This window comes from Kribbella sp. NBC_01484 (genome assembly GCF_036227145.1).
In the GTDB taxonomy this organism is placed as follows: Bacteria; Actinomycetota; Actinomycetes; order Propionibacteriales; family Kribbellaceae; genus Kribbella.
This window is the reverse complement of the sequence record NZ_CP109437.1, coordinates 415,482-439,746: the sequence shown is the minus strand read 5'-3', so window position 1 is coordinate 439,746 and position 24,265 is coordinate 415,482. Positions and strand designations below refer to the sequence as shown.

24 protein-coding genes and 1 riboswitch are annotated in these 24,265 nt (G+C 68.6%); of the genes, 16 read left to right on the top strand and 8 right to left on the bottom strand.

The features are described from left to right. Positions 1–62 precede the first annotated feature (62 nt). The 7 genes from OG555_RS02050 to rpe all read left to right on the top strand — a co-directional run bounded on the left by OG555_RS02050 (position 63) and on the right by rpe (position 6,610). Complete coding sequence (locus OG555_RS02050; RefSeq protein ID WP_329480620.1) at positions 63–980, top strand: ABC transporter ATP-binding protein; 918 nt, start codon at positions 63–65, stop codon at positions 978–980. After that, on the top strand, positions 977–2,575 hold the full coding sequence (locus OG555_RS02045) for an ABC transporter permease (protein WP_329480618.1): 1,599 nt from the start codon (positions 977–979) through the stop codon (positions 2,573–2,575). The genes OG555_RS02050 and OG555_RS02045 overlap by 4 nt, the downstream gene beginning before the upstream one ends. An 84-nt stretch (positions 2,576–2,659) precedes the next feature. Continuing rightward, on the top strand, positions 2,660–3,046 hold the full coding sequence (locus OG555_RS02040) for a pyridoxamine 5'-phosphate oxidase family protein (RefSeq protein WP_329480616.1): 387 nt from the start codon (positions 2,660–2,662) through the stop codon (positions 3,044–3,046). Next, the gene (gene cbiE, locus OG555_RS02035; protein ID WP_329480614.1) at positions 3,036–4,307 is read left to right on the top strand and encodes a precorrin-6y C5,15-methyltransferase (decarboxylating) subunit CbiE; all 1,272 of its coding nucleotides are present in this window, start codon (positions 3,036–3,038) and stop codon (positions 4,305–4,307) included. Before OG555_RS02040 ends, cbiE begins: the two co-directional genes overlap by 11 nt. Continuing rightward, positions 4,304–5,044, top strand: a complete 741-nt coding sequence (cobM, locus tag OG555_RS02030) for a precorrin-4 C(11)-methyltransferase (RefSeq protein WP_329480612.1) — start codon at positions 4,304–4,306, stop codon at positions 5,042–5,044. The genes cbiE and cobM overlap by 4 nt, the downstream gene beginning before the upstream one ends. After that, positions 5,041–5,775, top strand: coding sequence for a cobalt-precorrin-6A reductase (locus OG555_RS02025; protein ID WP_329480610.1), 735 nt, complete (start codon positions 5,041–5,043; stop codon positions 5,773–5,775). The genes cobM and OG555_RS02025 overlap by 4 nt, the downstream gene beginning before the upstream one ends. A gap of 169 nt (positions 5,776–5,944) precedes the next feature. Then, positions 5,945–6,610, top strand: coding sequence for a ribulose-phosphate 3-epimerase (gene rpe, locus OG555_RS02020; protein WP_329480608.1), 666 nt, complete (start codon positions 5,945–5,947; stop codon positions 6,608–6,610). Here rpe and OG555_RS02015 read toward each other — a convergent pair. Then, positions 6,575–7,792 carry an MFS transporter gene (locus OG555_RS02015; protein WP_329480606.1) on the bottom strand — a complete coding sequence of 406 codons (1,218 nt, stop codon included), beginning with the start codon at positions 7,790–7,792 and terminating at the stop codon, positions 6,575–6,577. The two genes, rpe and OG555_RS02015, sit on opposite strands and share 36 nt — an antisense overlap. A gap of 80 nt (positions 7,793–7,872) precedes the next feature. On the opposite strand from OG555_RS02015, the gene OG555_RS02010 reads away from it, so the two are divergent. Beyond that, positions 7,873–8,664 (top strand): HAD-IIA family hydrolase, encoded by a 792-nt coding sequence (locus tag OG555_RS02010; RefSeq protein WP_329480604.1) that lies wholly within the window; start codon positions 7,873–7,875, stop codon positions 8,662–8,664. On the opposite strand, the gene OG555_RS02005 is transcribed toward OG555_RS02010, so the two are convergent. The 6 genes from OG555_RS02005 to OG555_RS01980 all read right to left on the bottom strand — a co-directional run bounded on the left by OG555_RS02005 (position 8,661) and on the right by OG555_RS01980 (position 13,534). Further along, positions 8,661–9,401 carry a polysaccharide deacetylase family protein gene (locus OG555_RS02005; RefSeq protein WP_329480602.1) on the bottom strand — a complete coding sequence of 247 codons (741 nt, stop codon included), beginning with the start codon at positions 9,399–9,401 and terminating at the stop codon, positions 8,661–8,663. The genes OG555_RS02010 and OG555_RS02005 overlap by 4 nt on opposite strands. Before the next feature lie 115 nt (positions 9,402–9,516). Beyond that, positions 9,517–10,263, bottom strand: coding sequence for a polysaccharide deacetylase family protein (locus tag OG555_RS02000; RefSeq protein ID WP_329480600.1), 747 nt, complete (start codon positions 10,261–10,263; stop codon positions 9,517–9,519). Positions 10,264–10,343: 80 nt separating this feature from the next. Then, entirely contained in the window at positions 10,344–11,093 is a 750-nt protein-coding gene (locus tag OG555_RS01995; RefSeq protein WP_329480598.1) for an amino acid ABC transporter ATP-binding protein, read from the bottom strand. After that, entirely contained in the window at positions 11,077–11,844 is a 768-nt protein-coding gene (locus OG555_RS01990; RefSeq protein WP_329480596.1) for an amino acid ABC transporter permease, read from the bottom strand. Before OG555_RS01990 ends, OG555_RS01995 begins: the two co-directional genes overlap by 17 nt. Then, the gene (locus OG555_RS01985; protein ID WP_329480594.1) at positions 11,844–12,713 is read right to left on the bottom strand and encodes a substrate-binding periplasmic protein; all 870 of its coding nucleotides are present in this window, start codon (positions 12,711–12,713) and stop codon (positions 11,844–11,846) included. Before OG555_RS01985 ends, OG555_RS01990 begins: the two co-directional genes overlap by 1 nt. Positions 12,714–12,889: 176 nt before the next feature. Next, the gene (locus OG555_RS01980) at positions 12,890–13,534 is read right to left on the bottom strand and encodes a DNA-binding protein (RefSeq protein WP_329480592.1); all 645 of its coding nucleotides are present in this window, start codon (positions 13,532–13,534) and stop codon (positions 12,890–12,892) included. 181 nt (positions 13,535–13,715) lie between these two features. On the opposite strand from OG555_RS01980, the gene OG555_RS01975 reads away from it, so the two are divergent. The 8 genes from OG555_RS01975 to ribH all read left to right on the top strand — a co-directional run bounded on the left by OG555_RS01975 (position 13,716) and on the right by ribH (position 23,123). Beyond that, on the top strand, positions 13,716–15,785 hold the full coding sequence (locus OG555_RS01975; RefSeq protein WP_329480590.1) for a vWA domain-containing protein: 2,070 nt from the start codon (positions 13,716–13,718) through the stop codon (positions 15,783–15,785). Between the two features lie 261 nt (positions 15,786–16,046). Beyond that, positions 16,047–17,468, top strand: coding sequence for a serine/threonine-protein kinase (locus tag OG555_RS01970; protein WP_329480588.1), 1,422 nt, complete (start codon positions 16,047–16,049; stop codon positions 17,466–17,468). 49 nt (positions 17,469–17,517) lie between these two features. After that, on the top strand, positions 17,518–18,744 hold the full coding sequence (locus OG555_RS01965; protein ID WP_329480586.1) for an MFS transporter: 1,227 nt from the start codon (positions 17,518–17,520) through the stop codon (positions 18,742–18,744). Between the two features lie 90 nt (positions 18,745–18,834). Continuing rightward, a riboswitch (FMN riboswitch) is annotated at positions 18,835–18,968 on the top strand. 130 nt (positions 18,969–19,098) lie between these two features. Next, the gene (gene ribD / locus OG555_RS01960; RefSeq protein ID WP_329480584.1) at positions 19,099–20,136 is read left to right on the top strand and encodes a bifunctional diaminohydroxyphosphoribosylaminopyrimidine deaminase/5-amino-6-(5-phosphoribosylamino)uracil reductase RibD; all 1,038 of its coding nucleotides are present in this window, start codon (positions 19,099–19,101) and stop codon (positions 20,134–20,136) included. Beyond that, positions 20,137–20,742 (top strand): riboflavin synthase, encoded by a 606-nt coding sequence (locus OG555_RS01955; protein WP_329480582.1) that lies wholly within the window; start codon positions 20,137–20,139, stop codon positions 20,740–20,742. After that, a complete protein-coding gene (gene pnuC, locus OG555_RS01950; RefSeq protein ID WP_329480580.1) occupies positions 20,739–21,413 on the top strand; it encodes a nicotinamide riboside transporter PnuC in 675 nt (224 codons plus the stop codon). The genes OG555_RS01955 and pnuC overlap by 4 nt, the downstream gene beginning before the upstream one ends. A 1-nt stretch (position 21,414) precedes the next feature. Beyond that, entirely contained in the window at positions 21,415–22,653 is a 1,239-nt protein-coding gene (locus OG555_RS01945) for a bifunctional 3,4-dihydroxy-2-butanone-4-phosphate synthase/GTP cyclohydrolase II (RefSeq protein WP_329480578.1), read from the top strand. Then, positions 22,653–23,123 (top strand): 6,7-dimethyl-8-ribityllumazine synthase, encoded by a 471-nt coding sequence (gene ribH, locus OG555_RS01940; protein ID WP_329480576.1) that lies wholly within the window; start codon positions 22,653–22,655, stop codon positions 23,121–23,123. The genes OG555_RS01945 and ribH overlap by 1 nt, the downstream gene beginning before the upstream one ends. 156 nt (positions 23,124–23,279) lie before the next feature. On the opposite strand, the gene OG555_RS01935 is transcribed toward ribH, so the two are convergent. Further along, a complete protein-coding gene (locus OG555_RS01935) occupies positions 23,280–24,242 on the bottom strand; it encodes a hypothetical protein (protein ID WP_329480574.1) in 963 nt (320 codons plus the stop codon). Positions 24,243–24,265: the final 23 nt, after the last annotated feature.

The following is a 24,265-nucleotide window of genomic DNA, read 5'->3' as shown; positions in this document are numbered from 1 at the left end:
GACACGTGAACGACATGTTAGAAAGATTCACAATCTTCTGAATGAAGTGTACGTTATGAATCATGACATCAGCCATCGTGGTCTCTGGACTGCACAAGTCGTACGGGAGTACGCACGCCCTCGACGGTCTCGACCTGGACGTCGCGACCGGAGAGGTGCACGGATTCCTCGGGCCGAACGGCGCCGGGAAGTCCACCACCATCCGGGTCCTGCTGGGGCTGCTGCGGGGTGACGCCGGCGATGTCTCGCTGCTCGGTGGCGACCCGTGGCACGACGCGGCGAAGCTGCACCGGCGGCTCGCCTACGTTCCCGGCGACGTGAACCTGTGGCCGAACCTGACCGGCGGCGAGGTGATCGACCTGCTCGGCCGGCTCCGCGGCGGGCTGGACGAGAAGAAGCGCGACGACCTGCTCCGCCGGTTCGACCTCGACCCGACCAAGAAGGGCCGCACGTACTCGAAGGGCAACCGGCAGAAGGTCGCCTTGGTCGCAGCGCTGGCGTCGGACGTCGAGCTGCTGATCCTGGACGAGCCGACGTCCGGTCTGGACCCGCTGATGGAGGAGGTGTTCCGGCAGGTCATCGAGGAAGACCGTCAGCGCGACCGGACCGTGCTGCTGTCGAGCCACATCCTGTCCGAGGTCGAGGCGCTGTGTGACCGGATCAGCATCATCCGCCGCGGCAAGGTGGTCGAGACCGGCACGCTGTCCGACCTGCGCCACCTCACGCGTACGTCGATCCACGCCGAGCTGGCCGCGTCCCCGAACGGCCTGGCCCAGCTGCCCGGCGTCCACGACCTCGATGTCGAAGGCAACCGGGTCCGCTGCGAGGTGGACACGGCCCAGCTGGACGCGGTGATGCGGCAGCTGTCCGCGAGCGGGATCAAGAGCCTGGTCGCGCAGCCGCCGACGCTGGAGGAGCTGTTCCTGCGGCACTACGAGGACGACGACACCAGCACCGAGCCCGTGGCGGCCGCGCGATGAACGACTTCGTCGGTACCGGCACCCTGGTGCGGCTCGCGCTGCGCCGGGACCGGATCCTGATCCCGGTGTGGATCGTGGTGTTCGTGATCTCGGCGGCCGGGTCCGCGAAGGCGTCGATCGACCTCTATTCGGACCCGAAGTCCCTGGCCGAGGCCGCACGGACGTCGAACGCGTCCCCCGCGCTCGTCTCCCTGTACGGCCGGATCTTCGACGAGTCCTCGCTCGGTGAGGTCTCGCTGTTCAAGTTCACCGCGTTCGGTGCCCTGCTGGTCGGGTTGCTGGCCGCCATGCTCGTCGTACGGCACACCCGGACCGAGGAGGAGAGCGGTCGCCTCGAGTTGCTCAGCGCCGGAGTGGTCGGCCGGTACGCCGCTTTGACCGCCGCGCTGATCGTGTCGTCGGGGACCGTCGTACTGCTGGGCCTGTTGACGGCTTTGTCGCTGATCGGGAGCGGTCTGCCTGCTACTGGTTCGTTCGCCTTCGGAGCGATGTGGGCCGCGGCCGGTCTGTCGTTCGCAGGCGTCGGTGCGCTGACGGCACAGGTCACCGAGGGCGCGCGGGCAGCCAACGGGCTCACCGCGGTCGTGCTGGGTGTTGCGTACGTCTTGCGTGCGGTCGGCGACTCCGCGTCGAACGGCAGCACGCAGTGGGTTTCGTGGTTGTCGCCGATCGGGTGGTCGCAGCAGGTGCGGGCGTACGCCGGCGACCGGTTCGTCGTCGTACTGGTGCCGCTGGCATTCATGGCGCTGACCGTCGCCGGTGCGATGGCGCTGATCCGGCGGCGTGACGTCGGGGCCGGCCTGGTGCGGCCGCGTCCGGGCCCGCCGACTGCTGCGCCTTCGCTGCGGTCGCCGCTGGCGCTGGCCTGGCGCCTGCACCGTGGAGCGTTCTACGGCTGGCTCTTCGCGTTCCTGCTGCTCGGCCTGCTGGTTGGCAACATCGCGAGCAACGTGGACGGCTTCGTCACCAGTGACAGCGCCAAGGAGATGGTGGAGAAGCTCGGTGGGGTCAATGGCATCACCGATGCCTTCCTGGCGACCGAGATGGGCGTCATGGGTCTGCTCGCCTCAGCCTTCGGGATCCAAGCGGCACTCCGGCTCCGCTCCGAGGAGACCGCGCTCCGCGCCGAGCCACTGCTGGCAACCGATGTCACTCGGAGTCGGTGGCTGGCCAGTCACGTGCTGATGGCGCTGCTCGGCACCGGTGCGCTGATTCTCGTTGCCGGACTGGGCTCCGGGATCTCCAGTGGTGCGTCGCTGGGCAACATGGGTCGCCAGGTGCCACGGATGCTGGCCGCGGCCGCCGTACAACTGCCCGCGATCTGGCTGGTCACCGCACTGGTCGTGATCCTGTTCGGCTCCGCCCCCAAGCTGGTCACCGGCGGATGGGTCCTGTACGGCGTGTTCCTGCTGATCGGCCAGTTCGGATCGGTCTTCAACCTGCCGCAGTCCGTCATCAACCTCAGCCCGTACGGCCACACTCCTCGCCTCCCCGGCGGCGACTTCTCCGTGACCCCGGTCATCTGGTTGACAGCCATAGCCGCCGCTCTGACCCTGGCCGGCTTCGCCACCTTCCGTCGCCGAGACATCGGCTGACCCGAGCCGCGCTGGTCTGAGGGGTCCAGCGCCAACGGCCCGCCCGGCACCTCACCGGGCGGGCCGCTTGTCTACGATCGCTAGGTGTTGAGCGAGCGACTTGCGGGATTCTGGACCGAGCGGCATCTGTGTGTGCTGAGTACCGTTCGAGCGGACGGGACTGTGCATGCGACGCCGGTGGGGGCGACGCTGGATGTCGAGGCGGGGATCGCTCGGGTGATCTGCTCGGGGACGTCGCACAAGGCGCGGACGATCCGGAAGGCGGGTGCCGAGGGTGCTGCGGTGGCCGTGACTCAGGTGGACGGACGGCGGTGGAGCACGCTCGAGGGGCGTGCGGTGGTGAGTGACGACCCGAAGCGCGTCGAGGAGGCGGTACGGCGGTACGCGAAGAGGTACCGCGAGCCGCGGGAGAACCCACGCCGCGTGGTCATCGAGATCACCATCACGAAGGTGCTCGGCAATGCCGGCTGACCTGGTCACGGTGGTGGGAGTCGGTGCCGACGGCTGGCACGGCCTGTCCCCGGCTGCCCGTGCCGCCGTCGAGTCTGCCGAGGTCCTGATGGGCAGCCCCAGACAACTGGCCCTCGTCCCGCCAGACCTCGGCGTGGCGGACGACTCTGGCGACGTCGGAGCTGCGTCGCCCACGGACGTTCCCAGCGAGGTCGTGGGCCGGGTGCGGGTTGCTTGGCCGTCTCCGCTTTCTGAGGCCTTGCCTGGCTTGCTGCAGGAGCACCGCGGTCGCCGGATCTGTGTGCTGGCCAGCGGCGACCCGACGTTCCACGGCATCGGCACGACACTGACGCGGTTGCTCGGCCCAGACGCCGTACGGGTCATCCCACACCCGTCGAGCGTGTCGTTGGCCTGTGCTCGGCTGGGTTGGCCCCAGGACCAGGTGCAGGTAGTGAGTCTGGTCGGCCACCCCGTCGAGCGAATCCACCCGCACATCCAGCCCGGTCGTCAGCTTCTGGTGCTGAGTTGGGGTGCTCACACCCCTGCAGAGGTCGCGGAGCTGTTGGTTGCGCGCGGCTACGGCTCCAGCCAACTCACCGTCCTCGAACAACTCGGCGGCCCGTCGGAGCGTGTGCGGACGACACGAGCCTCGGAGTGGTCGGATGACACCAATGCGCTCAACGTGATCGGTGTGCTCTGCCAGTCCGACGCGGACGCAGTCCTGCTGCCCACGGTGCCCGGTCTGCCGGACGACGCGTACGAGAGCGACGGACAGTTGACCAAGCGGGAGGTGCGGGCGGTGACGCTCTCCCGGCTCGCACCGGTGCCGGGCCAGTTGCTCTGGGACGTAGGCGGCGGCGCCGGCAGTATCGCGATCGAGTGGTCGCGCCATCACCCCACCTGCCGGGCGATCGCCATCGAACGCGATCCGGACCGGGCGAAGCGGCTGGACCGCAACGCCACTGCGCTCGGGGTGGAACTAGCTGTGGTGCACGGCGCGGCTCCTGCGGCCCTCGACGGGCTGCAGTCACCCGACGCGATCTTCATCGGCGGGGGAGCGACCGCGGCCGGCATTTTCGACGTCTGCTGGAACGCGCTCCGGCCCGGCGGCCGCCTCGTCGTGAACGGCGTGACCCTGGAGACCGAGTCCCTCATCGCCCAGTGGTACGGCGCGGTCGGCGGCGACCTCATCCGGCTCGACGTGCAGCGCGCGTCACCCGTCGGAACCATGACCGGCTGGCGTCCCGCGATGCCGGTCACGATCTGGAGCGTGACCAAGTGACCGTGCACTTCATCGGGGCCGGTCCGGGAGCCGCCGACCTGATCACGGTCCGCGGCCGAGACCTGATCGCCGCCGCACCGGTCTGCCTGTACGCCGGCGCCCTCGTCCCGGACGAGCTCCTCGACTACTGCCCACTCGGCGCGCGCAAGGTCGACACCGCCTCGCTCACCCTCGACGAGATCATCGCCGAGCTCTCCGCCGCCCACGCCGACGGACTCGACGTCGCCCGCCTCCACTCCGGCGACCCGTCCGTGTTCAGCGCGATGGCCGAGCAGATGCGCCGCCTCGACGCCCTGGGCATACCGTACGACGTGACACCCGGCGTACCCGCCTACGCGGCTGCCGCGGCGACGCTCGGCCGCGAGCTGACCGTGCCCGAGGTCGGCCAGACGGTGATCCTGACCCGCATCGGTGGCCGGGCCAGCGCGATGCCGGCGGGCGAGGAACTGGCGGTGCTTGGTGCGAGCCGGGCGACGCTCGTACTGCACCTCGCCGTCCAGCAGATCGACCGGGTCGTGGCCGAGCTCGTGCCGAACTACGGCGCCGACTGCCCGGTCGCGGTGGTTGCCCGGGCCTCGCGCGACGACGAGGTGGTCCTGCGTGGGACGCTGGCCGATATCGCGGATCAGGTGCGGGCCGCGGACATCCGCCGTACTGCCGTGATCATCGCCGGAAAGGTGCTCTCGGCAACGACCTTCCGCGACAGTCATCTGTACTCGGCCGCGCGGGTGCGATGAAGGTTCTCTTGCTCGGCGGGACCGGCGAGGCTCGGGAGTTGGCCGACGTGCTGGTCGCATCTGGTTGTGGGGTGGTGTCCTCGCTCGCCGGGCGCACTACTGACGCGCGGCTACCCGTCGGCGAGGTCCGCTCAGGTGGCTTCGGTGGTGCGGCCGGGTTGGCGCGCTGGCTCCAGACGAACCCGGTCGACGCCGTCGTCGATGCGACGCATCCCTTCGCGGCCACGATGACGTCGCATGCAGTGACTGCCGCGCGTCAGGTCGGCGTACCGCTACTCGTCCTCCGGCGTCCGGGCTGGAGCGCCGAGCCCGGCGACACGTGGCACTGGGTCGACTCGCCGGCCGAAGCTGCCGGGTTGCTGCCCTCCTTGGGATCCCGTGTGTTCCTCACGATCGGCCGCCAAGGTCTTGACGCCTTCGCGACCACCGGCCTCTGGACTGTCGCCCGCTGTGTCGACGCGCCCGAACCCCGGCCGTCGTGGTGCACGCTGGTCCTCGCCCGCGGCCCGTACGACGTCGACGGTGAGCTCAGTCTGCTGCGCGAGCACCGGATCGACGTCGTGGTCAGCAAGGACAGCGGCGGCCCAGCAACTTCCGCAAAGCTGGAAGCCGCGCGTCGGCTACGCATCCCCGTGGTCGTCATCCGCCGCCCGCCGCTGCCGTCCGGGGTCGCCGTGGTGGACTCCGTCGCCCAGGCAGCCAAGTGGCTCGCGGACAACTTCACCCGTTGATCCGGAAGCCCTCGAATACACCACCGATCCACCTGGAGCTCTTCGTCCGCCGCCGGCCCACCACGATCCGGGAAGTTCTGGCCGCCGAGCTCACCACCTGACGGCGATCCCTGGTCGCTGAGCTGACCACCTGACGGCGGATCCGCGGGGGCTCGGTAGATTGACGCCCATGGGGATTCAGATCGCGCCGAGCATCCTGTCCGCCGACTTCGCGCGGCTGGCCGATGAGGCGGCTGCTGTGCCGAATGCGGACTGGCTGCACGTCGACGTGATGGACAACCATTTCGTCCCGAACCTCACCCTCGGCCTGCCGGTGGTGGAGTCGCTGGCGAAGGCGACCGACACCCCGCTCGACTGTCACCTGATGATCGAAGACCCGGACCGCTGGGCACCTGGGTACGTCGAGGCCGGTGCGTCCAGCGTCACCTTCCACGTCGAGGCGTGCAAGGCGCCGATCCGCACCGCACGCGAGATCCGCGCCAAGGGCGCCCGGGCCGCGATGGCGCTGAAGCCGGCGACGCCGATCGAGCCGTACGAGGATCTGCTGTCCGAGCTCGACATGATCCTGATCATGACCGTCGAGCCCGGCTTCGGTGGCCAGAAGTTCCTCGACGTCTGCGTGCCGAAGATCCGCCGAACCCGCGAACTCATGAAGAAGCACGGTCTCGAGCTGTGGATCGAGATCGACGGCGGAGTCTCCGTCGACACCATCGAGCGGTGCGCTGAGGCGGGCGCCGACGTGTTCGTGGCCGGCTCGGCCGTCTACGCCGCCGACAACCCGAACGCGATGGTCGAGCAGCTACGCGGTCTCGCCGAGCAGGCTGCCGGCCGGTAGCGCGGACTCAGTCGGCGACTGCGCCGGCACCCGCAACAACAGCACCATTGAGACTCCCGCGAGTACGGCGGCCACCAGCCAGACGTACCGCACTCCGAAGCTCTCGATCACCGCGCCCGACACAGCGGCTCCGATCGCCGCTCCACCCATTGCCGCGCTGCCCATCCACCCGAACACCTCGGTCCGGACCGTGTCCGGCGTCAGCGCACCCAGGCGCTCGTACAGCGCACCGATCGCCGGAGCCAACGTGAGCCCCGACAACGTCAGCGCAATCCCGAGCGACACCGGTGACCACGTTGCGAACACGCAGAGCAGCATCCCCGCCGTGACCAAGGCGGCCCGCCGCCAGAGGTACGACGTACGCCGGCCAGGCAACGCGCCTGCCACCGCGCCACCGACCAGACTTCCGAAGGCCCAGACGGCTTCGAAGATGCCCGCGATCAGCCGCTCACCGTGCTCGTCCGCGAACGCCACGATGCCGAGCGAGATGCCGTTGAACGCCATCACCCACAGGCCGAAGGAGAGGATCAACGGCAACCGATACCGGTGCCAGAGCAACTGACGCGCGGTCAAGCGCACCTCGCCGTGATGATCCCGGTGCAGCGGCTTGGGTTGTCGGAGCGCGTACCACCAGATGAAGAGCGCAGACATCGACGCCGCGAGCAGGACACCCAGCCGCGGGCTGGCAACGCTGACGGCCGTTGCCCCGAGCATCGGCCCGACAATGAACAGCAACTCCTGAGCCGTCGCATCCACCGCGTACGCCGTCCGCAGTGCCGGACCCTTGACTACGCGGGGCCAGGCAGCGCGCAGCGTCTGCATCACCGGCGGCACGAACGCACCGCTGATCAGGGCAGCCAGTGGCATCAGCCGAGACCAACCGGCCGGCAGCAGAGCGATCCCGAGCTGGGCCACGCTCCAGGTGATCCCGGTGAGTAGCAGCACGCCGCGTGGACCGCGCCGATCGGCCGCGCGGGACCACAGCGGCCCGGCGATCGCCATACCGACGGAGTACGCACCTGCGACCACGCCAGCCCAGCGGAACGAACCGCTCAGGTCCTTCGCGAGGAACGCGATCGGGACCATCGTGGCGAGGACGGGCAAGCGCGCCAGCAGGGAGGACACCAGCAGCGCCATCACGCCGTGCGTCCGCCACAGCTCGCGATACCCGGAAAACTCCATGCACGGCATTCTCGCTCTCCCCACCGACACTTTGCGATGGATTACCTCGCCGACGGAACCGGCCCACCTACGATGGGCCAATGACCGAGCACAAGCCGGTGGAGAGCTGGCTCACGGATATGGATGGCGTGCTGGTGCACGAGGAGCGTGCCATCCCCGGGGCCAGTGAGTTCATCGCGTCGCTGCAAGCGTCCGGGAAGAAGTTCCTGGTGCTCACCAACAACTCGATCTTCACTCCCCGCGACCTGCGGGCCCGGCTGCTGGTGGCGGGCATCGACATCCCCGAGACGGCGATCTGGACCAGCGCGCTGGCTACGGCCCAGTTCCTGGACGACCAGCGTCCGGGCGGTACGGCGTACGTGATCGGCGAGGCCGGCCTGACCACGGCGCTGCACGAGGTCGGCTATGTGCTGACCGAGCGGGATCCGGACTATGTCGTCCTCGGGGAGACCCGCACCTATTCCTTCGAAGCGATCACCAGGGCGATCCGGTTGATCTCCGACGGCGCGCGGTTCATCGCGACCAACCCCGACCCGACCGGCCCGTCGCAGGAGGGTCCACTCCCCGCGACCGGTTCGGTGGCCGCGCTCATCACCCGGGCCACGGGCGTCGCGCCGTACTTCGTCGGCAAACCCAACCCGCTGATGATGCGCAGCGCGCTGAACCGGATCGAGGCGCATTCCGAGACGACCGTGATGATCGGTGACCGGATGGACACCGACATCGTCAGCGGTCTCGAGGCCGGCCTCCGCAGCGTGCTGGTGCTCTCCGGCTCCACCGGCGAACACGAGGTGAACCGCTTCCCTTACCGTCCGACGCGGATCGTCGAGTCGATCGCCGACGTCGTACCGCTCGTCGCCGCGATGTCCTAGCAGGTCAGCGTGCGGAAACCGTAGCCCTGCGCCTTGAGCGACTTCAGGATGGTGGGCAGCGCGGCCGCGGTCTGAGTGCGGTTCCCGCCGCCGTCGTGCATCAGGATCACCGACCCGTTGTGGACGTTCTTGAGCACGCGCTGCACGATCGCCGGTGCACCGGGCTTGGTCCAGTCACGGGAGTCGACGGTCCACACCACCAGGTCCTTGCCGAGCGCCCTTGCCCGTTGCGTCACGGTGGGGTTCATTCCGCCGTACGGCGGTCGCAGGCAGGCCGGCGTACTCCCGGTCGCCGCCCGGATGGCCTGATCCGTCGACGCGACCTCCTGCCGGAACGCCGGCGCGCCCAGCTTGCGGAGGTCGGCGTGGTCCCAGGTGTGGTTCTCCACGCTGTGCCCGGCGGCGTGGATGGTCTTGGTCAGCTCCGGGTGCTTCGCGACGTTCTTGCCCACCTCGAAGAAGGTGGCCTTGGCGTCGTATTGCGCCAGGATCGCCAGGATCTGCGGTGTGTACGTCGGGTCGGGCCCGTCGTCGAAGGTCAGTACGACGTACTTGGTCGGCAGCGCGACCTTGGCCGGCGTCGGCGCCGCCGCTGCGGGCGCGGGCGGCTTGGGCGCCGGCGGTTGGCTGGGTGTGCGGGCGGCCGCGACAACGACAGAGCCGATCACCGCGCTGACCACCATCATCATGGCCAGCCCGATCATCCGGTTGCCGGCGCGCGTCAAGCGAACATCCATGCGTCCCCCAGGGCGGTGGGTGGCTCACTTCCTCACCCGTCCACCATGGGCACACCGCCGCCGAAAGCCAGCGCCCACGCCGCTTCCGCGTCAACAAACCACGAATACCGGACGCTCAGGTACAGGACATCGCGGTGAAGCCGTAGCCGCGTGCCTTCAGGGTTCTCAGGATCGTCGGCAGCGCGGCAACCGTCTGGCTGCGATTCCCGCCGCCGTCGTGCATCAGGATCACCGACCCGCTGTGCACCTTCGCCAGCGCCCGGCGCACGATCACCGGCGTTCCCGGACGCGACCAGTCGCGCGTGTCGATGGTCCACACGCGGATCTTCTTGCCGAGGGCGGCTGCCCGCCGGGAGACGAGTTTGTTCGTCCCGCCGTACGGCGGCCGCAGACAGCGTGGGGTGTAGCCCGTCTGGGCCCGGATGTAGCGGTCCGTCTTCTGGACCTGGTACCTGAAGGACGTCGCCGAGACGTGGCGGAGATCCGGGTGCGACCAGGTGTGGTTCTGCACGCTGTTGCCCTGTTGGTAGACGCGCCGGGTCAGGCTCGGGTAGCGAGCGACGTTCTGGCCGATCTCGAAGAAGGTTGCCCTCGCCCCGTAAGCGCGAAGGATCTTCAGGATCTGTGCGGTGTACCGCGGACTCGGGCCGTCGTCGAAGGTGAGATAGACGTACTTGGCCGCGGCATCGGCCTGGCTGGTGGCGGTCGTGGTGGCTCGGGTGGTCGTGGCTCGGGTCGTGGTGACCCGGGGTTTGGCAGTCGCCGTGAGCCCAAGCGTCGTGACCAATCCGATGGCGACTGCGGTGATCATGAGCTGGCGCGGCCAGCGAGCCTGGGCCGGCGATCGACGGAACAGAGACATGGCTACCCCCCGTGTGTAGCTGCACCCCGAACGGGGCCGTTCTCCATCGTGCGCTCCCGGCAGGGCTTTGGGCCAGGGCCTCAGAGCACCTGTGACAGGAACTGCCGCAGCCGCGGCGACTCCGCCGCGCTGAAGATCTGCTCCGGTACGCCGGACTCGACCACGACCCCGTGGTCCATGAACGCGACCTGGTCGGCGACCTCGCGGGCGAACCCCATCTCATGCGTGACGACGACCATCGTCATCCCGGCCTGGGCGAGGTCGGCCATCAACCCGAGCACGCCCTTGACCAGCTCCGGATCGAGCGCCGAGGTCGCCTCGTCGAACAGCATTACCTCGGGATTCATCGCGAGCGCGCGGGCAATCGCGACCCGTTGCTGCTGACCGCCGGACAGGTTCCCTGGGCGCGCTTCCGCCTTGTGGCTGAGCCCGACGAGCTCCAACTGCTCCAGGGCCCTGGCCCGCGCCTGCTCGGCGTCGAGCTTCTTGAGCTTGCGCAGGGGGAGGGTGATGTTCTCGAGCACGGACTTGTGCGGGAAGAGGTTGAAGTGCTGGAACACCATCCCGATCCGGCGCCTCAGTTCGTCCGGATTGCCCTTCAGCACGGACTCACCGGCCAGCCTGATGTCCCCGGCTTGTGGTTCGAGTAGCCGGTTGATCACCCGGAGCAGTGTCGACTTCCCGGATCCCGACGGGCCGATCACACACGCCGTACGCCCGGTCGGTACGGCGAGATCGACGCCGCGCAGCACCTTGTTGCTGCCGAACGCCAACTCGACTCCGGCCACCTCGAGACTGGCGGCGGTGTTGACCTCAACGGTGGTTGGCATGCGCCAGCTCCTCCAGTACGACATCGTCCGCGCGGGACTCGTCGGTCGGACGGCCTTCCCGGAGACGGTTGTCGAAGTAGTTCACGAGATGGGTCAGCGGCACCGTGATCACCAGGTAGAAGATGCCCGCGAGCAGCAACGGAGACAGGTTGCCGTTGGTCGCGGCGGCGTCCTGGCCGATCCGGAACAGCTCGCGCTGACTGGCGAGCAGGCCGAGGAAGTAGACCAGGCTCGAGTCCTTCACCAGGGCGATGAACTGATTCACCAGCGCGGGCAGAACCCGTCGTACGCCTTGCGGAATGACGACCAGCCGCATGCCGTCCGGGTAGCTGAACCCCAATGCGCGCGTCGCCTCGAGCTGGCCCTTCTCCACGCTCTGGATGCCGGAGCGGAAGATCTCGCCGATGTACGCGGCGGCGATCAGGGAGAGGGCGAGGATGCCGAGCGGGTACGGGTTCGGGCCCCACCAGTGCCGGGTGATCGGGGACAGGCCCTGGCCGATCAACAGGATCGTGAGGATCGCGGGCAGGCCACGGAAGATGTCGGTGTAGATCTTCGCGGGCCAGCGCAGCCGGCGCTTGGTGGACAGGGCGAGGACCGCCACGATCATGCCGAGCAGAGTGCCCAGCACGACCGAGGCGGCCGCCAGGATGAGGGTGTTGACCAGTCCCACCTTGAGCATCTCGGGCAGGACGTCCTTCATCGACCCCCAGTCGAGGAAGGTGTCGTTCAGCGTGGACCAGATGTCCATCAGCCGGCTGCTGGGGTGGTGCTCGCCTTGGGCGCGGCGACGTTTCCGCTACCCGGCTTGAAGTTCGGCGGTACGGCGCGACCCGGGTAGTACTGCGCGACCAGCTTGGTCCAGGTGCCGTCGGCGATCACCTCGTCGAGCGCCTTGTTCACCGCGTCGCGCAGCTTGTCGTTGCTCTTGGCGACGGCGAACGCCATCGGCGCGTCGCTCAGCTGCTTGGCGGCCAGGATAACCGTGCCGCCGCCCTGCTCCTTGGCCATCTTCTCGCCGATCTCGGCCGGGCTCACCCAGGCGTCGGCCGTACCGGCCTTGAGCTGACCGAGCGCGGCGTTGTAGTTCGGCACCCGGACCGGGTTCAGGTTCTTGGTCGTGGCGTAGTCGTCCTGGACGGTGCCCTGGACCACGACCACGCGCTTGCCCTGGAGCTGGTCGAACGACGTGATCCCGGAGTCCTTGGTGGTGTTGAGGCCGAGGTAGCCGAAGTCGTACCCGTTGCTAAAGGCAACCGTCTTCTTGCGCGCCTCGGTGACCGTGATCGACGAGCTGCCGAGGTCGAACTGACCGCCGTTGACCTGCGACAGCAGCGCGGAGAAGTCGGTCCCGACGAACTCGGGCTTCAGGTTCAGCTTCGCCGCCACCGCGGTGATCAGGTCGTTGTCGAACCCGGTGAACTTGCCGTCCTTCACGTACACGTTCGGAGGCGCGTCGGTCAGCGTGCCGATCCGCAACGTGCCGGCCTTCATCAGCCCGAGATCCGGGCCACCACCCGCGGCCGAGTCCGCATTGCTGCCACAGGCAACCATCGAGACAGCCAACGTGACCGCGATCCCAACCGCAACAACCCGCCGAACGGCGCCCAACGCGCGCACAAGCTTCTCCTCACAACGTCAACGAACGCAGGGCAATCCACCCCGCCGACGCAACCCAACACCACCCGCGAACCCGGCATTCCACCCCGACACCCACTGAGACACCACCACAATGTCCACCCGGCTTGTGCTATATCAACGCCTGGCTTGCGCCTGGAAGCCGTTGCCTAGGCCCCTCAACCGTGGTGTTTCTCATAGTGGGCGAGGGCATCGGCTGTGCGTCCGGTTCCGTAGGCCAGCAGCAGCTCGGCCACGGCCGGCGAATGCTCCGCGGCCGCAGCGGCCGCCGCTTGGATCTCCTCGGCGGAAGCGACCGCACGGAAGAGGTCCTGGATCTCGCGCACGACAGCCCGCGCGGGCTGGGACGTGTTCGCGGTCAGATCGTGCCGGACAGCCGGCGCGGACTGACTCGTCGGTGCCGGCAATCCGGCGGGCGCCGCGAATGGTGTCGCCGAGTCCGTGACCTGTCCTGGCAGGTGGGCGGACGATCGCGGCAGATGTGTGGTGGTGGGGTCGTAGGCGCCGGTGGCGGCGCGGATCCGGTCCAGGTCGCCGGGAATGTCTTCGGGATCGATCTCACCGGCCACCGCCAGGTCGGCGAGCTGCGAAACGGCGCGAAGGCGCGACACCACCGCGGGGTTGCCGATCTTCACCCGCTGCGCGCTCATCAGCTGCGACAGCATCGGCGCGGACAGTCCGATCACCTGGGCGAGGGCGCTCTGGTTCAACCCGAGCGGCCCGGCCACCCGCCGTACGACCTCACCGAGCGGTTCGCCGTACAGATCGATCTGCTGCTGGATGTTGTGTGCTGTCTGGTCCATCGGTGAGCTCCCCTCTCGCCGGCCGCCGTCCGTGGTCGACTGCAAACATCTTCGCAGTTGCGAACGCAAATTTCCAGTCCTGGCGTTTGCAGTTGTGGATTTCGAGCGCCAGACAGTCGGTTTGACATTTGCGATCGCAAACTGCCAAGGTTTGCGGCAGCGAATCTCACTGGAGGAAACGATGACGGCTCTGCAGGGACACCGCCGCCCCGCGGTGTGGGCGCTCCTCGCCATCACACTGACCGCCATACTGACCGGTCTGACGACCGGGACCGCCCTGGCCGACCCCGATCCAGCCAGCGGCAAGCTCGTCCTGGTGCTCGACTCGTCCGGCTCGATGAAGGAGCCGGCCGGCGACGGGCAGACGAAGATCGCCGCGGCTCGGACCGCGCTGACGCAGGTGGTGACCAAGCTGCCGCCGACCGCGGAGGTGGGCCTGCGGGTGTACGGCGCGACCGTGTTCAAGCGCACCCAGCCCGGCGCGTGCACCGACACGCAACTGACGGTCCCGATCGGCACGAGCAACCGGCCGCAGCTGCAGGCCGCGATCACGAAGTACAAGCCGTACGGCGAGACGCCGATCGGCTACGCGCTTCAGCAGGCGGCCAAGGACCTCGGCCCGAGCGGCCAGCGCACCATCGTGCTGGTCTCCGACGGCGAGGCCACCTGCGCGCCGGATCCCTGTGTAGTGGCGCAGTCGATCGCCAAGCAAGGCATCGACCTGAAGATCGATGTGGTTGGGTTCCGCGTCGGCGGGAAGGCCCGGACCCAGCTGCAGTGCGTCGCTCGCGAAGGCCGGGGTGACTACTACGACGCCGACTCGACCATCGACCTCGAGGCCGGGCTGGATCGCCTGTCCACCCGAGCCTTCCGCCCGTTCCGGATCTCCGGTACGCCGGTCCAGGGTGCGCCGCAGCAGGAAGGTGCCCCGGTGCTTGCCCCGGGCCACTATTCCGACACGTTCGGGGTGGACGACACCTCGAAGCATTACCTGATCAAGCGGACCATGACCGGTTCGACGCTGCGGGCCGGGGTGAGCTTCCGGCGTCCGTCGGGTGGCAGCTTCGTCATCCAGACCGAGGTGAAGCTCAACACGCTCACCGGTGAGCAATGCGGCTGGAGCTACCCGAGAGCGTTCGACGGTGACCAGGGCCTCGCCACGGGCACGGCCGCAAGCTGGTCGAAGTACAAGAAGAAGAACGACGAGTGCGCCGAGTCCGACCAGTTGGTGCTCACCGTGAATCCGGGCAAGGACTTCCGGGAGATCAAGGGAGTGCCGTACGAACTGCGGATCGACGAGGAGCCGCCGGTGGATTCGACCACCAGCCTCCCGGCGCCGGCCGCCGACCCGGTCTGGGTTCCGATGGCCGGTTCGACCCCGCGCGAGATCGTCCCCGGCTCCAGCTTCCCGGATGCACCGCTGCTCCAGCCCGGTAGCTACAAGACGACGTTGATGCCGGGGGAGTTGCAGCTCTACAAGGTCAAGGCCGACTGGGGTCAGCGGATCCAGGCGCAGATCACTGTGCCGGAGATGGCCGGAGCCATGGCTGAGGCCATCGATGGGATCCGCTACTTGGACACCGCGCTGATCTCGCCGATCGGTGAGGACGTGTACGCCGTCTTCGCCAAGAAGGTGCCCGGTGGTTCGTACACGAAGGCTGTGCTCACCAAGCGTGGTCTCGTGAAGGCAGTGACGACCAAGGAGGTCCGCTACCTGAACCGGAACGGAGCCAACAACCAGGACACCGGCACCTCGACCCCGGGCGAGTACTACATCGCGGTCTCGCTGACCCGGAAGACCGACGACAAGGCCTTCGCGATCCCGCTGACTCTGACCGTCGGCCTGCAGGGCACCGCCGGCACCGGTAAACCGGAGTACGTCGACGGCGCAACGCCTGTCTCCGGTGACTCGATCACCCCGTCGCCCACCGCATCCCCCTCAGAGACCCCGAGCAACGGCTCTGGTGACGGCAACAACACCGAGGCCGGCGGCCCGGTCCAGGGCAGCGCCGACTCGGGCGACGGCACTCCGGTCGGCCTGATCGCGGGCCTCGGCGGAGGCGGCCTACTCCTCCTGCTGCTCGGGGCGTTCGCAGTACTCCGACTCCGCAAAAAGCCGGCCACCGCCCGGCCGGCTGCACCCTGGCAGCCCGCCCAACAGCCCTACCCGAACCAGCCCCCGCCCCAGTACCCGAACCAAGCCCCGCCGCAATACCCGAACCAGGGCGGCCAGCAACCGCCGCACCACTAACACCCGCACACGGCCCGGATCACACCCCCAGTGATCCGGGCCGTGCCATCTCCAAACCAGAACGACCACCCGCCCGCCCCACCCACCGCCGCCCCACTCCACCGTCGCCCACCACATCGGCGCACCGGCGATGGCCGCCGCAGACGCGGCGAAGGCTGGACTGCGGCCGCCCCGCTGACCGGCCGCTGGAGCTCCATCTACTCATCGCGGCGGGGCGGTGGGCTGGGGGTGGTGGGCGGGTGGGGCGGTAGGTTCTGGCTGGTGGAGGCGTTTGCGGGAAGGTATCGGCTGATCGACCTGATCGGGACCGGTGGGATGGGGTCGGTCTGGCGGGCGTGGGATCTGCGGCGGTCGGCGTACGTGGCTGCGAAGGTTCTCGGTCAGCATGATGCGGTGACGTTGCTGCGGTTTGTCCGGGAGCAGTCGTTGCGGATCGAGCACCCGCATCTTGTCGCGCCCCACGGCTGGGCTGCTGACGACGACAAGGTCGTGTTCGCGATGGATTTGGTGCGTGGCGGGTCGGTCGCCACGTTGCTTGGTGATCACGGTCCTCTTCCACCGTCGTACGTCGCTGTCCTGCTCGATCAACTCCTGCATGGGCTCTCCGCAGTTCACGCCGCGGGCGTCGTACACCGTGATGTGAAACCCGCCAACCTCCTGCTCGACGTGACGGGTAAGGGGCGACCGCATCTCCGGCTGTCCGACTTCGGCGTCGCGGGCCTGCTCGACGAACCGCGGATGACCCGGCACAGCACAGTCCTCGGCACCCCGGGCTACCTCGCACCCGAACAGCTGGCCGGTGCCGACCCGGACCCACGCCAAGACCTGTACGCCGTCGGCGCCGTCGCAGCCGAACTCCTCACCGGCGAACGCCCCGGCACGGACGGCAAGCTTCCGCCCGTAGACGGTCCGCTCGCCGACTTCATCCGCCGGAGTACGGCGACGGACCCGTCCGACCGCCCCGACTCCGCGACCACCGCCGGCCGCCTACTCGCCGCCACCGGCGTACTCCCACCGGCCGGCACCACTCCCTGGACCTCCGACCCCGACTCACCCGAAGTCTTCGACCAACTCCCACCCCTTCCACCCGCGTGGACCCCAACAGGCCCAGCCCCACACCCGACGCCATCCCGCCCCGCAACCCCACGGCCCACCCGACCCGCCACCGAAGCCGCCCACCCGGCCCCCGCCGTGCACACAAAGCCCGTCTCCGCCGCGCACACATCACCCGCCCCTGCCGCGCAGGCGTCACCTGCATCCGCCTCGCAGGGATCACCTGCATCCGCCTCGCAGGGATCACCTGCCTCCGGCGTGCAGGGATCACCTGCCTCCGCCTCGCAGAGATCACCTGCCTCCGGCGTACAGGCATCACCCACCTTTGGCGGGGAGTCGGCGGCGGCTCCCGGCGGGCGGGCGGCACTCGCTTCCGGAGCGCAGGCAACACCCACCCCCGGCGTGGAGGCGGCAACCCCATTCGGGGTCGAGGCAGCATCCGCCTTTGGCGGACAGGCACCTGTCTCCCGTCGACACTCGGCACCGTCCGGCGGGCGGGCGGCACTCGGGGCTGGCGGGGATGTGGGGTCAGATGGCCGGGCGGGGTGGGTGCTTCGGTGGACGGCCGGTGTGAGTTTTGTTGGCGCGGCCGGGTTGCTCGGGGCCGCTGCTTGGCTGCTTCTGCGGTGAGCGTCGAATTCCAGTTGCGGTCGGTGGGTGGAGTGAAAGACTGCGGGTGATGAATTCGACGACGGTCAGCGCGCGGGTGGCGGGTGGCGATCGGGTTCGGGTTCGGCGGCTGGTTGCGGCGCTCGCGGTGACGACGACGGTTGGGTACGGCGTACTCACCTATGCGTTCAGCGTGTTGCTCGGGCCGATGAGTCGTGAGCTAGGGATCTCCACCACGACCGCGGTCGGTGCGTCGACGACCGCCGTACTGATGAGTGGTCTGATGTCGATCCCGGTCGGGCGGTGGCTCGATGTGCGGGGTGGGCGTGGGCTGATGGCGTCGGGTTCGGTGCTGGCGTCCGTCGCCGTACTGGGCTGGTCGCAGGTGCAGAACAGTGTCCAGTTGTACGGCGTCTTCGTGGCGATCGGGATCGCGTCGGCGATGGTGCTGTACCCGCCGGCGTTCGCGGTGGTGGTTGCGGCCGCTGCTCCGGCATCGCGAACGAACGCCATTCTCAGCATCACGCTGGTCGGTGGTCTGGCCAGCTCGATCTTCCTGCCAACGACCGGTCGGCTTGTCGACGGGTATGGCTGGCGTACCACCCTCGTCCTGCTGGCCAGTGTGCTCGCCGTGACCACGATCCCGCTGCACGCGGTCGCCGTACGACGGATCAAGCCCCAGCGGACGGAATCGGCCGAGAGGAGGGGGGCACCTGCCAGGGTGCTGCGTGATCCGGGGTTTTGGCTGCTTGCGGGGGCGTTTGTCGTGCACAGTGCGGCACTTGCCGTGATCTCGGTGCACCTGGTCCTTTACCTGGTGAGTCTCGGGCATCCGCCGGCGCGGGCGGCTGCGCTGGCCGGGCTACTCGGGCTGTTGTCGGTGACCGGGCGGTTGGTGACGAGTTTGTCGGCCCGGTGGTTGCCGATGGCGACGATTACGGCGGGGATTCTGTTCGTGCAGGGGGTGGCGATCTCGCTGTTGCCGGTGGTCGGGCGGCAGGTGGCGGGGGCGGTTGGGTGTCTGGCGCTGTTCGGGCTCGGGTTCGGGGTGTCGTCGATCGCGATGCCGGCGATCCTGCTGGACCGGTACGGCGCCACCGGGTTCGGCACCATCTCTGGGCTGCTCACGACGCCGACCACCATCGCGAAGGCGCTCGGGCCGCTCGGTGGCGCAGGGCTGGCGAACGCGTTCGGGTACCGCCCGCTGATCCTGACGGTCGCCGGCGGGTGCGTCGTCGCGGCCGTCGCGCTCGCGCTCACCCGGCGGCTCACGCCCCGGCGGGAGACCAGGATGTGAGCCGTCGCGCTCGTGCGGGAGACCAGGATGTGACCTAGGTCGTAGTGGGACTTGCCGGGGAGGGCATACTTGAATCACGAGTGAACCCACTCGCGTGCTCCGGGGTCGGTGTAATTCCGAGCCGGCGGTGACAGTCCGCGACCCGGCCGCTGCGGTATGGCGGCCGGTTGACCTGGTGGAATTCCAGGACCGACGGTGAAAGTCCGGATGGGAGGCGCACGCGATCGGCGGGTGCGCTCTGACGTCCGGCAACGCGGGCCCGCGATAGGCGGCGAATCCGAGGACCCCGGACGGCAGTGCGTGAGCGCCGGTTGTCATGGCCCCGGAGTGCGTCCGTGACGACGAGGGGCCGTGGTGAGCAAGACTTCGCCGATTGACGTCGCCTGGATGCGGCGTGCGATCGAGTTGGCCGCGAAAGGTATCGGCAGTACCCACCCGAACCCGGTGGTGGGCTGCGTCATCACGGGCCCGGACGGGCATCCGGTCGGTGAGGGGTTCCATGCCGTTGCCGGCGGCCCCCATGCCGAGGTCGAGGCGCTCCGGATGGCGGGACCACGAGCCCGCGGCGGTACGGCGTACGTGACCTTGGAGCCCTGTAATCACACCGGCCGGACCGGGCCGTGTGCCGATGCGCTGATCGAGGCCGGGATCACCCGCGTGGTGTACGCCGTACCCGACCCGAACAACGAGGCCGCCGGGGGCGCCGAGAAGCTGCGACGTAAGAACATCCAGGTCGAGCAGGGCGTGCTGGAGGCCGAGGCCGAGGCGGTCAACCACGTCTGGTTGCACAGCGTGCGGATGGGGCGGCCGTTCGTCACCTGGAAGTTCGCCACCACACTCGACGGGCGCAGTGCGGCGCCGGACCGGACCAGCCGGTGGATCACCGGCCCGATCGCGCGCGCCGACGTGCACCGGCACCGGGCCGAGTGCGACGCCATCGTCGTCGGCACCCAGACCGTGCTGGACGACGACCCCGAACTCACGGTCCGTGACGAGAACGACGTACCGGCAGCTCGGCAGCCGCTCCGCGTTGTGGTCGGTGACCGCGAGATCCCGCCGACCGCAAAGGTCCGCAACGACCGCGCGGAGACCCTGCTCCTGCCCACCCACGATCCCGCCGAGGTGCTCCGGCAGCTGGACGACCGGCAGATCCGGCACCTCTGGCTCGAAGGCGGCCCGACGCTGGCCGCCGCGTTCCTGCGCGCCCAGCTCGTCGACCAGATCGTCGCCTACATCGCCCCGGCGGTGCTGGGCTCCGGGTACGCCGCGATCGGGGACCTGGGCGCGGAATCGATCGACCACCTGCGGCGGTTCAAGTTAGCGGACGTCACCCGCCTCGGCGACGACGTCCGGCTGATCCTGACGCCGCTCGAACCGCAAAGGACACCCTGAATGTTCACCGGAATCGTCGAGGAGCTCGGCACCGTCGAAGCCCTCGACCTGCTCGAAGGTGACGCCGCCCGGCTCACCATCCGCGGCCCGTTGGTCACCGAGGACGCCGGCCACGGCGACTCCATCGCGGTCAACGGCTGCTGCCTGACCGTCGTCGAGACCGGCGACGGCACCTTCACGGCCGACGTGATGCGCGAGACGCTGCAGCGCACCAGCCTCGGACAGGCCGCCAAGGGTTCGCGCGTCAACCTGGAGCGGGCCGTCTCCGCACACGCCCGGCTCGGCGGGCACATCGTCCAGGGCCATGTCGACGGCGTCGGCACGATCGCGAGCCGGACGCCCTCCGAGCACTGGGAAGACGTCCGGATCGCCGCACCCGCGAACATCCTCAAGTACGTCGCCGAGAAGGGCTCGATCGCGATCGACGGGGTCTCGCTGACCGTCACCGACGTGGACGACGCGACCGGGACGTTCGGGGTCAGCCTGATCCCCACCACGCTCGAACTCACCGTGCTGGGCTCCAACCAGGTCGGTGACACCGTCAACCTCGAGGTCGACGTGATCGCCAAGTACGTCGAACGACTGCTCACCGGAGGCACCAAGTGAACCCGATCGACTGGCTGCTGCATTCGCAGGTGGTGATCGCCGGTTCGGCGGTCCTGGTGCGGGAGATCGTCGGCAACGGCTTCGGTCTCGCCAGCGCTCTGTTCGGCATGCGCCGTCGGGTCGCGGCCTGGCCGATCGGCATCGTCGGCAACGTCTTGCTGTTCACCGTCTTCGTCGGCGGGGTCTTCGACACCCCGCAGGACAAGGACCTCTGGGGTCAGGCCGGCCGCCAGGTGTTCTTCGCGATCATCAGCGTCTACGGCTGGTATCGCTGGTACCAGACCCGGCACCACGGCGCGACCACGGGCGTGCAGCCGCGCTGGGCGACGACGCGGGAGCGGCTCGAGCTGCTCGGCATCGCGGTGGTCCTCTACGCGATCGCGTACGTCGTCCTCCGCGAACTGGGCTCGTGGGGTCCGCAGTGGGACGCGTGGATCCTGACCGGCTCGATCCTGGCGACGTACGGGATGGCTCGCGGATTCGTGGAGTTCTGGCTGATCTGGATCGCAGTGGACGTGGTGGGCGTGCCGCTGCTGGTGCAGGCGAAGTTCTACCCGTCGGCGACCATGTACGTCGTCTACGGACTGTTCTGCGTGCTCGGCTTCGCGTCCTGGTGGAAGATCCAGAACCGCGAACGCGTCGGCACGCCCGAACCAGTGGTGGTGGGATGACATGGGTGACGTGCTGAAGCTCGACACGATCGAGCATGCGATCGACGAGATCCGGGCCGGACGGCCGGTGATCGTGGTCGACGACGAGGACCGCGAGAACGAGGGCGATCTGATCTTCGCCGCCTCCAAGGCGACCCCGGAGCTGCTGGCGTTCCTGATCCGGTACAGCTCCGGCGTGGTCTGCGTACCGATGGAGGGCGCCGAGCTCGACCGGCTCGGCATCCCGCTGATGACCCCGCACAACCGGGAGCGGATGCGGACGGCGTACACGATCTCGGTCGACGCCCGTGACAGCATCAGCACCGGGATCTCGGCGGCCGACCGGGCCCGGACGATCCGGGTGCTGACCGACTCGGCCTCGGAGCCGTACGACCTGGTCCAGCCCGGCCACGTGTTCCCGTTGCGTGGGCGCGAGGGCGGCGTACTGGTCAGGCCCGGGCACACCGAGGCGTCGATCGACCTGGCCCGGATGGCCGGGCTGACGCCGGCCGCGGTCATCTCCGAGCTGGTGAACGACGACGGCACGATGAAGCGCGGTCCGCAGCTGCGGACGTTCGCCGACGAACACGGGCTGGTGCTGGTGTCGATTGACGATCTGATCCGCTACCGGCGCCGTACCGAGTCGCAGATCCAGCGCGTCGCGACGACCACGCTACCGACGCAGTACGGCGATTTCGTTGCCCACGGCTACCGGAACACGGTGGACGGGTCGGAGCAGCTGGCGCTGGTTCGCGGCGAGATCGGCGACGGACCGACGCTGGTGCGGTTGCACTCGGAGTGCCTGACCGGTGATGTGTTCGGCTCGCTGCGGTGTGACTGTGGTCCGCAGCTCGACGAGGCGATGCGGCAGGTTGCGGCTGAGGGCGGTGTTGTCGTGTATCTGCGCGGGCATGAGGGGCGTGGGATCGGGTTGTTGCACAAGCTGCAGGCTTATGAGTTGCAGGACGCGGGCCGGGACACGGTTGACGCGAACCTGGATCTCGGGTTGCCGGCGGATGCGCGCGACTACGGCACCGGCGCGCAGATCCTCGCGGATCTGGGTGTGAAAGAGGTGCGGTTGCTGACCAACAACCCGGACAAGCTCGCCGGGGTCCAGGGGTACGGCATCGACGTGGTCGAGCGCCGCGGCATCTCGATCGACCCGACCGAACACAACCTGCGGTATCTGCGGACGAAGCGCGACCGGATGGGTCATCACCTGCCCGGCGGCGTACTCACGGAAGAGAACGGAGCCGGCTGATGTCGGGCAGTGGAGCACCAAGCCTCGAGGTCCCGCGCGCGGACGGGGCCCGGGTCGCGATCGTCGCGGCCCAGTGGCACCCGAAGGTCACCGACGCTCTGGTCGCGGGTGCGATCCGCGCGCTCGACGACTCCGGCGTCACCGACTACACGGTGATCCGGGTCCCGGGGTCCTTCGAGCTCCCGGTCGCGTCGCTGCACGCGGCGAAGAACGGGTACGACGCTGTGGTGGCGCTGGGCGTGGTGATCCGAGGTGACACTCCGCACTTCGAGTACGTCTGCCAGGCGGCGACCGAGGGCCTCATGCAGGTCGGCGTGAGCACGGGCATCCCGATCGGCTTCGGCGTACTCACCTGCGACAACGACCCCCAGGCCCTGGACCGAGCCGGCCTCCCCGACAGCCGCGAAGACAAAGGATACGAGGCAACGCAGGCAGCCCTCTCCACCCTGGTCGCAATCCGCGAGCTGTAACTGTTTGCCCCCCACGCGCGCTACGCATGTAGGGCTCGCGGACGGCGTCGAGTCGTGAATCGGTGCTTGCGATGAGGTCCTCGCCGACCCCGATCCACGACTCGATGGCTGAACGGATGCGCAGTTGGGCGGGCAGCGCGTGGGAACGGCCACCCGCTACTTGATCCGGGTGTGTTGCATTTTCCAGTTGGGGAGCCAGGTTTTGCCGCCGTCGATGGAGAAGGATTGCTCCCAGGCGGCTTTGTCGACACCTGGGGTCCAGAGGAAGCGGACGTCGATGGGCTGACCGTCCCAGACGTCCGGACCCTCGAAGGTCCCGATGCCGTCCTCGGCGAAGGAGCCGATGACGGGGGTCTCCAGTTGGCCGCGGAGGCTGTTGATCCAGTGGATGGCCCAGGTCTTCGACTCGGGGTTGTAGATGCGCAGGGTTGCGCCGCGGAAGCCCTCGGTCGGGAACCAGCCCTCGTCGAAGCTGATCGCTCCGTCGAAGTACGTAGTGACTTCCATCTCGGACTCCATGTCGTACCACTCGGCCGGCTCGCCCAACACAGGCTTGCGGCGGCTGTTGTGCATGTCCCAGCGACCGACGAGGAAGTCGAAGTCACCGGTCACCTTGGGGATGTCGAGAGCGGGTGGCGGCGTGGACCGGCGGGTGAAGTCCATCATCCAGTTGGTTTCCCAGGTCTCGCCGCCGTCGTTGGAGTACGCCTGCTCCCAGTGCGCGGTCTCCGCGGTGATGTCCGACCATTCGTAGCTGCAGAGGATCGGCTTCCCGTCGAGCTCGTCCTCACCGACCAGCCGGCAGGTCGAGCCGTCCTCCGACCAGCCGCCGCGCACCGGGGGATAGAGCTGCATCGTGGTGCTGTTGATCCACCAGATGCTCCACTCCTTGGCGACCGGGTCGAACAACCGCACCGACAGGCCGTACGACCCTTTCGTCGGGAAGCGCATCTCGTCGATGCTGATCGCCCCGTCGAAGTACGTGTGTGCCGTCGTCGTCCCGTCGTACTCCAGCCACTCGTCGCTGCCGGCGAAGGCTTGCTTCAAGGTTCGGTGCCGGACGTCGAAGTACCCGTTGAGGAAGTCGAAGTCGCCGGTCACCTTGGTCCATGTCGTCATGCAGCCAAGCTTCGCCGCCATAC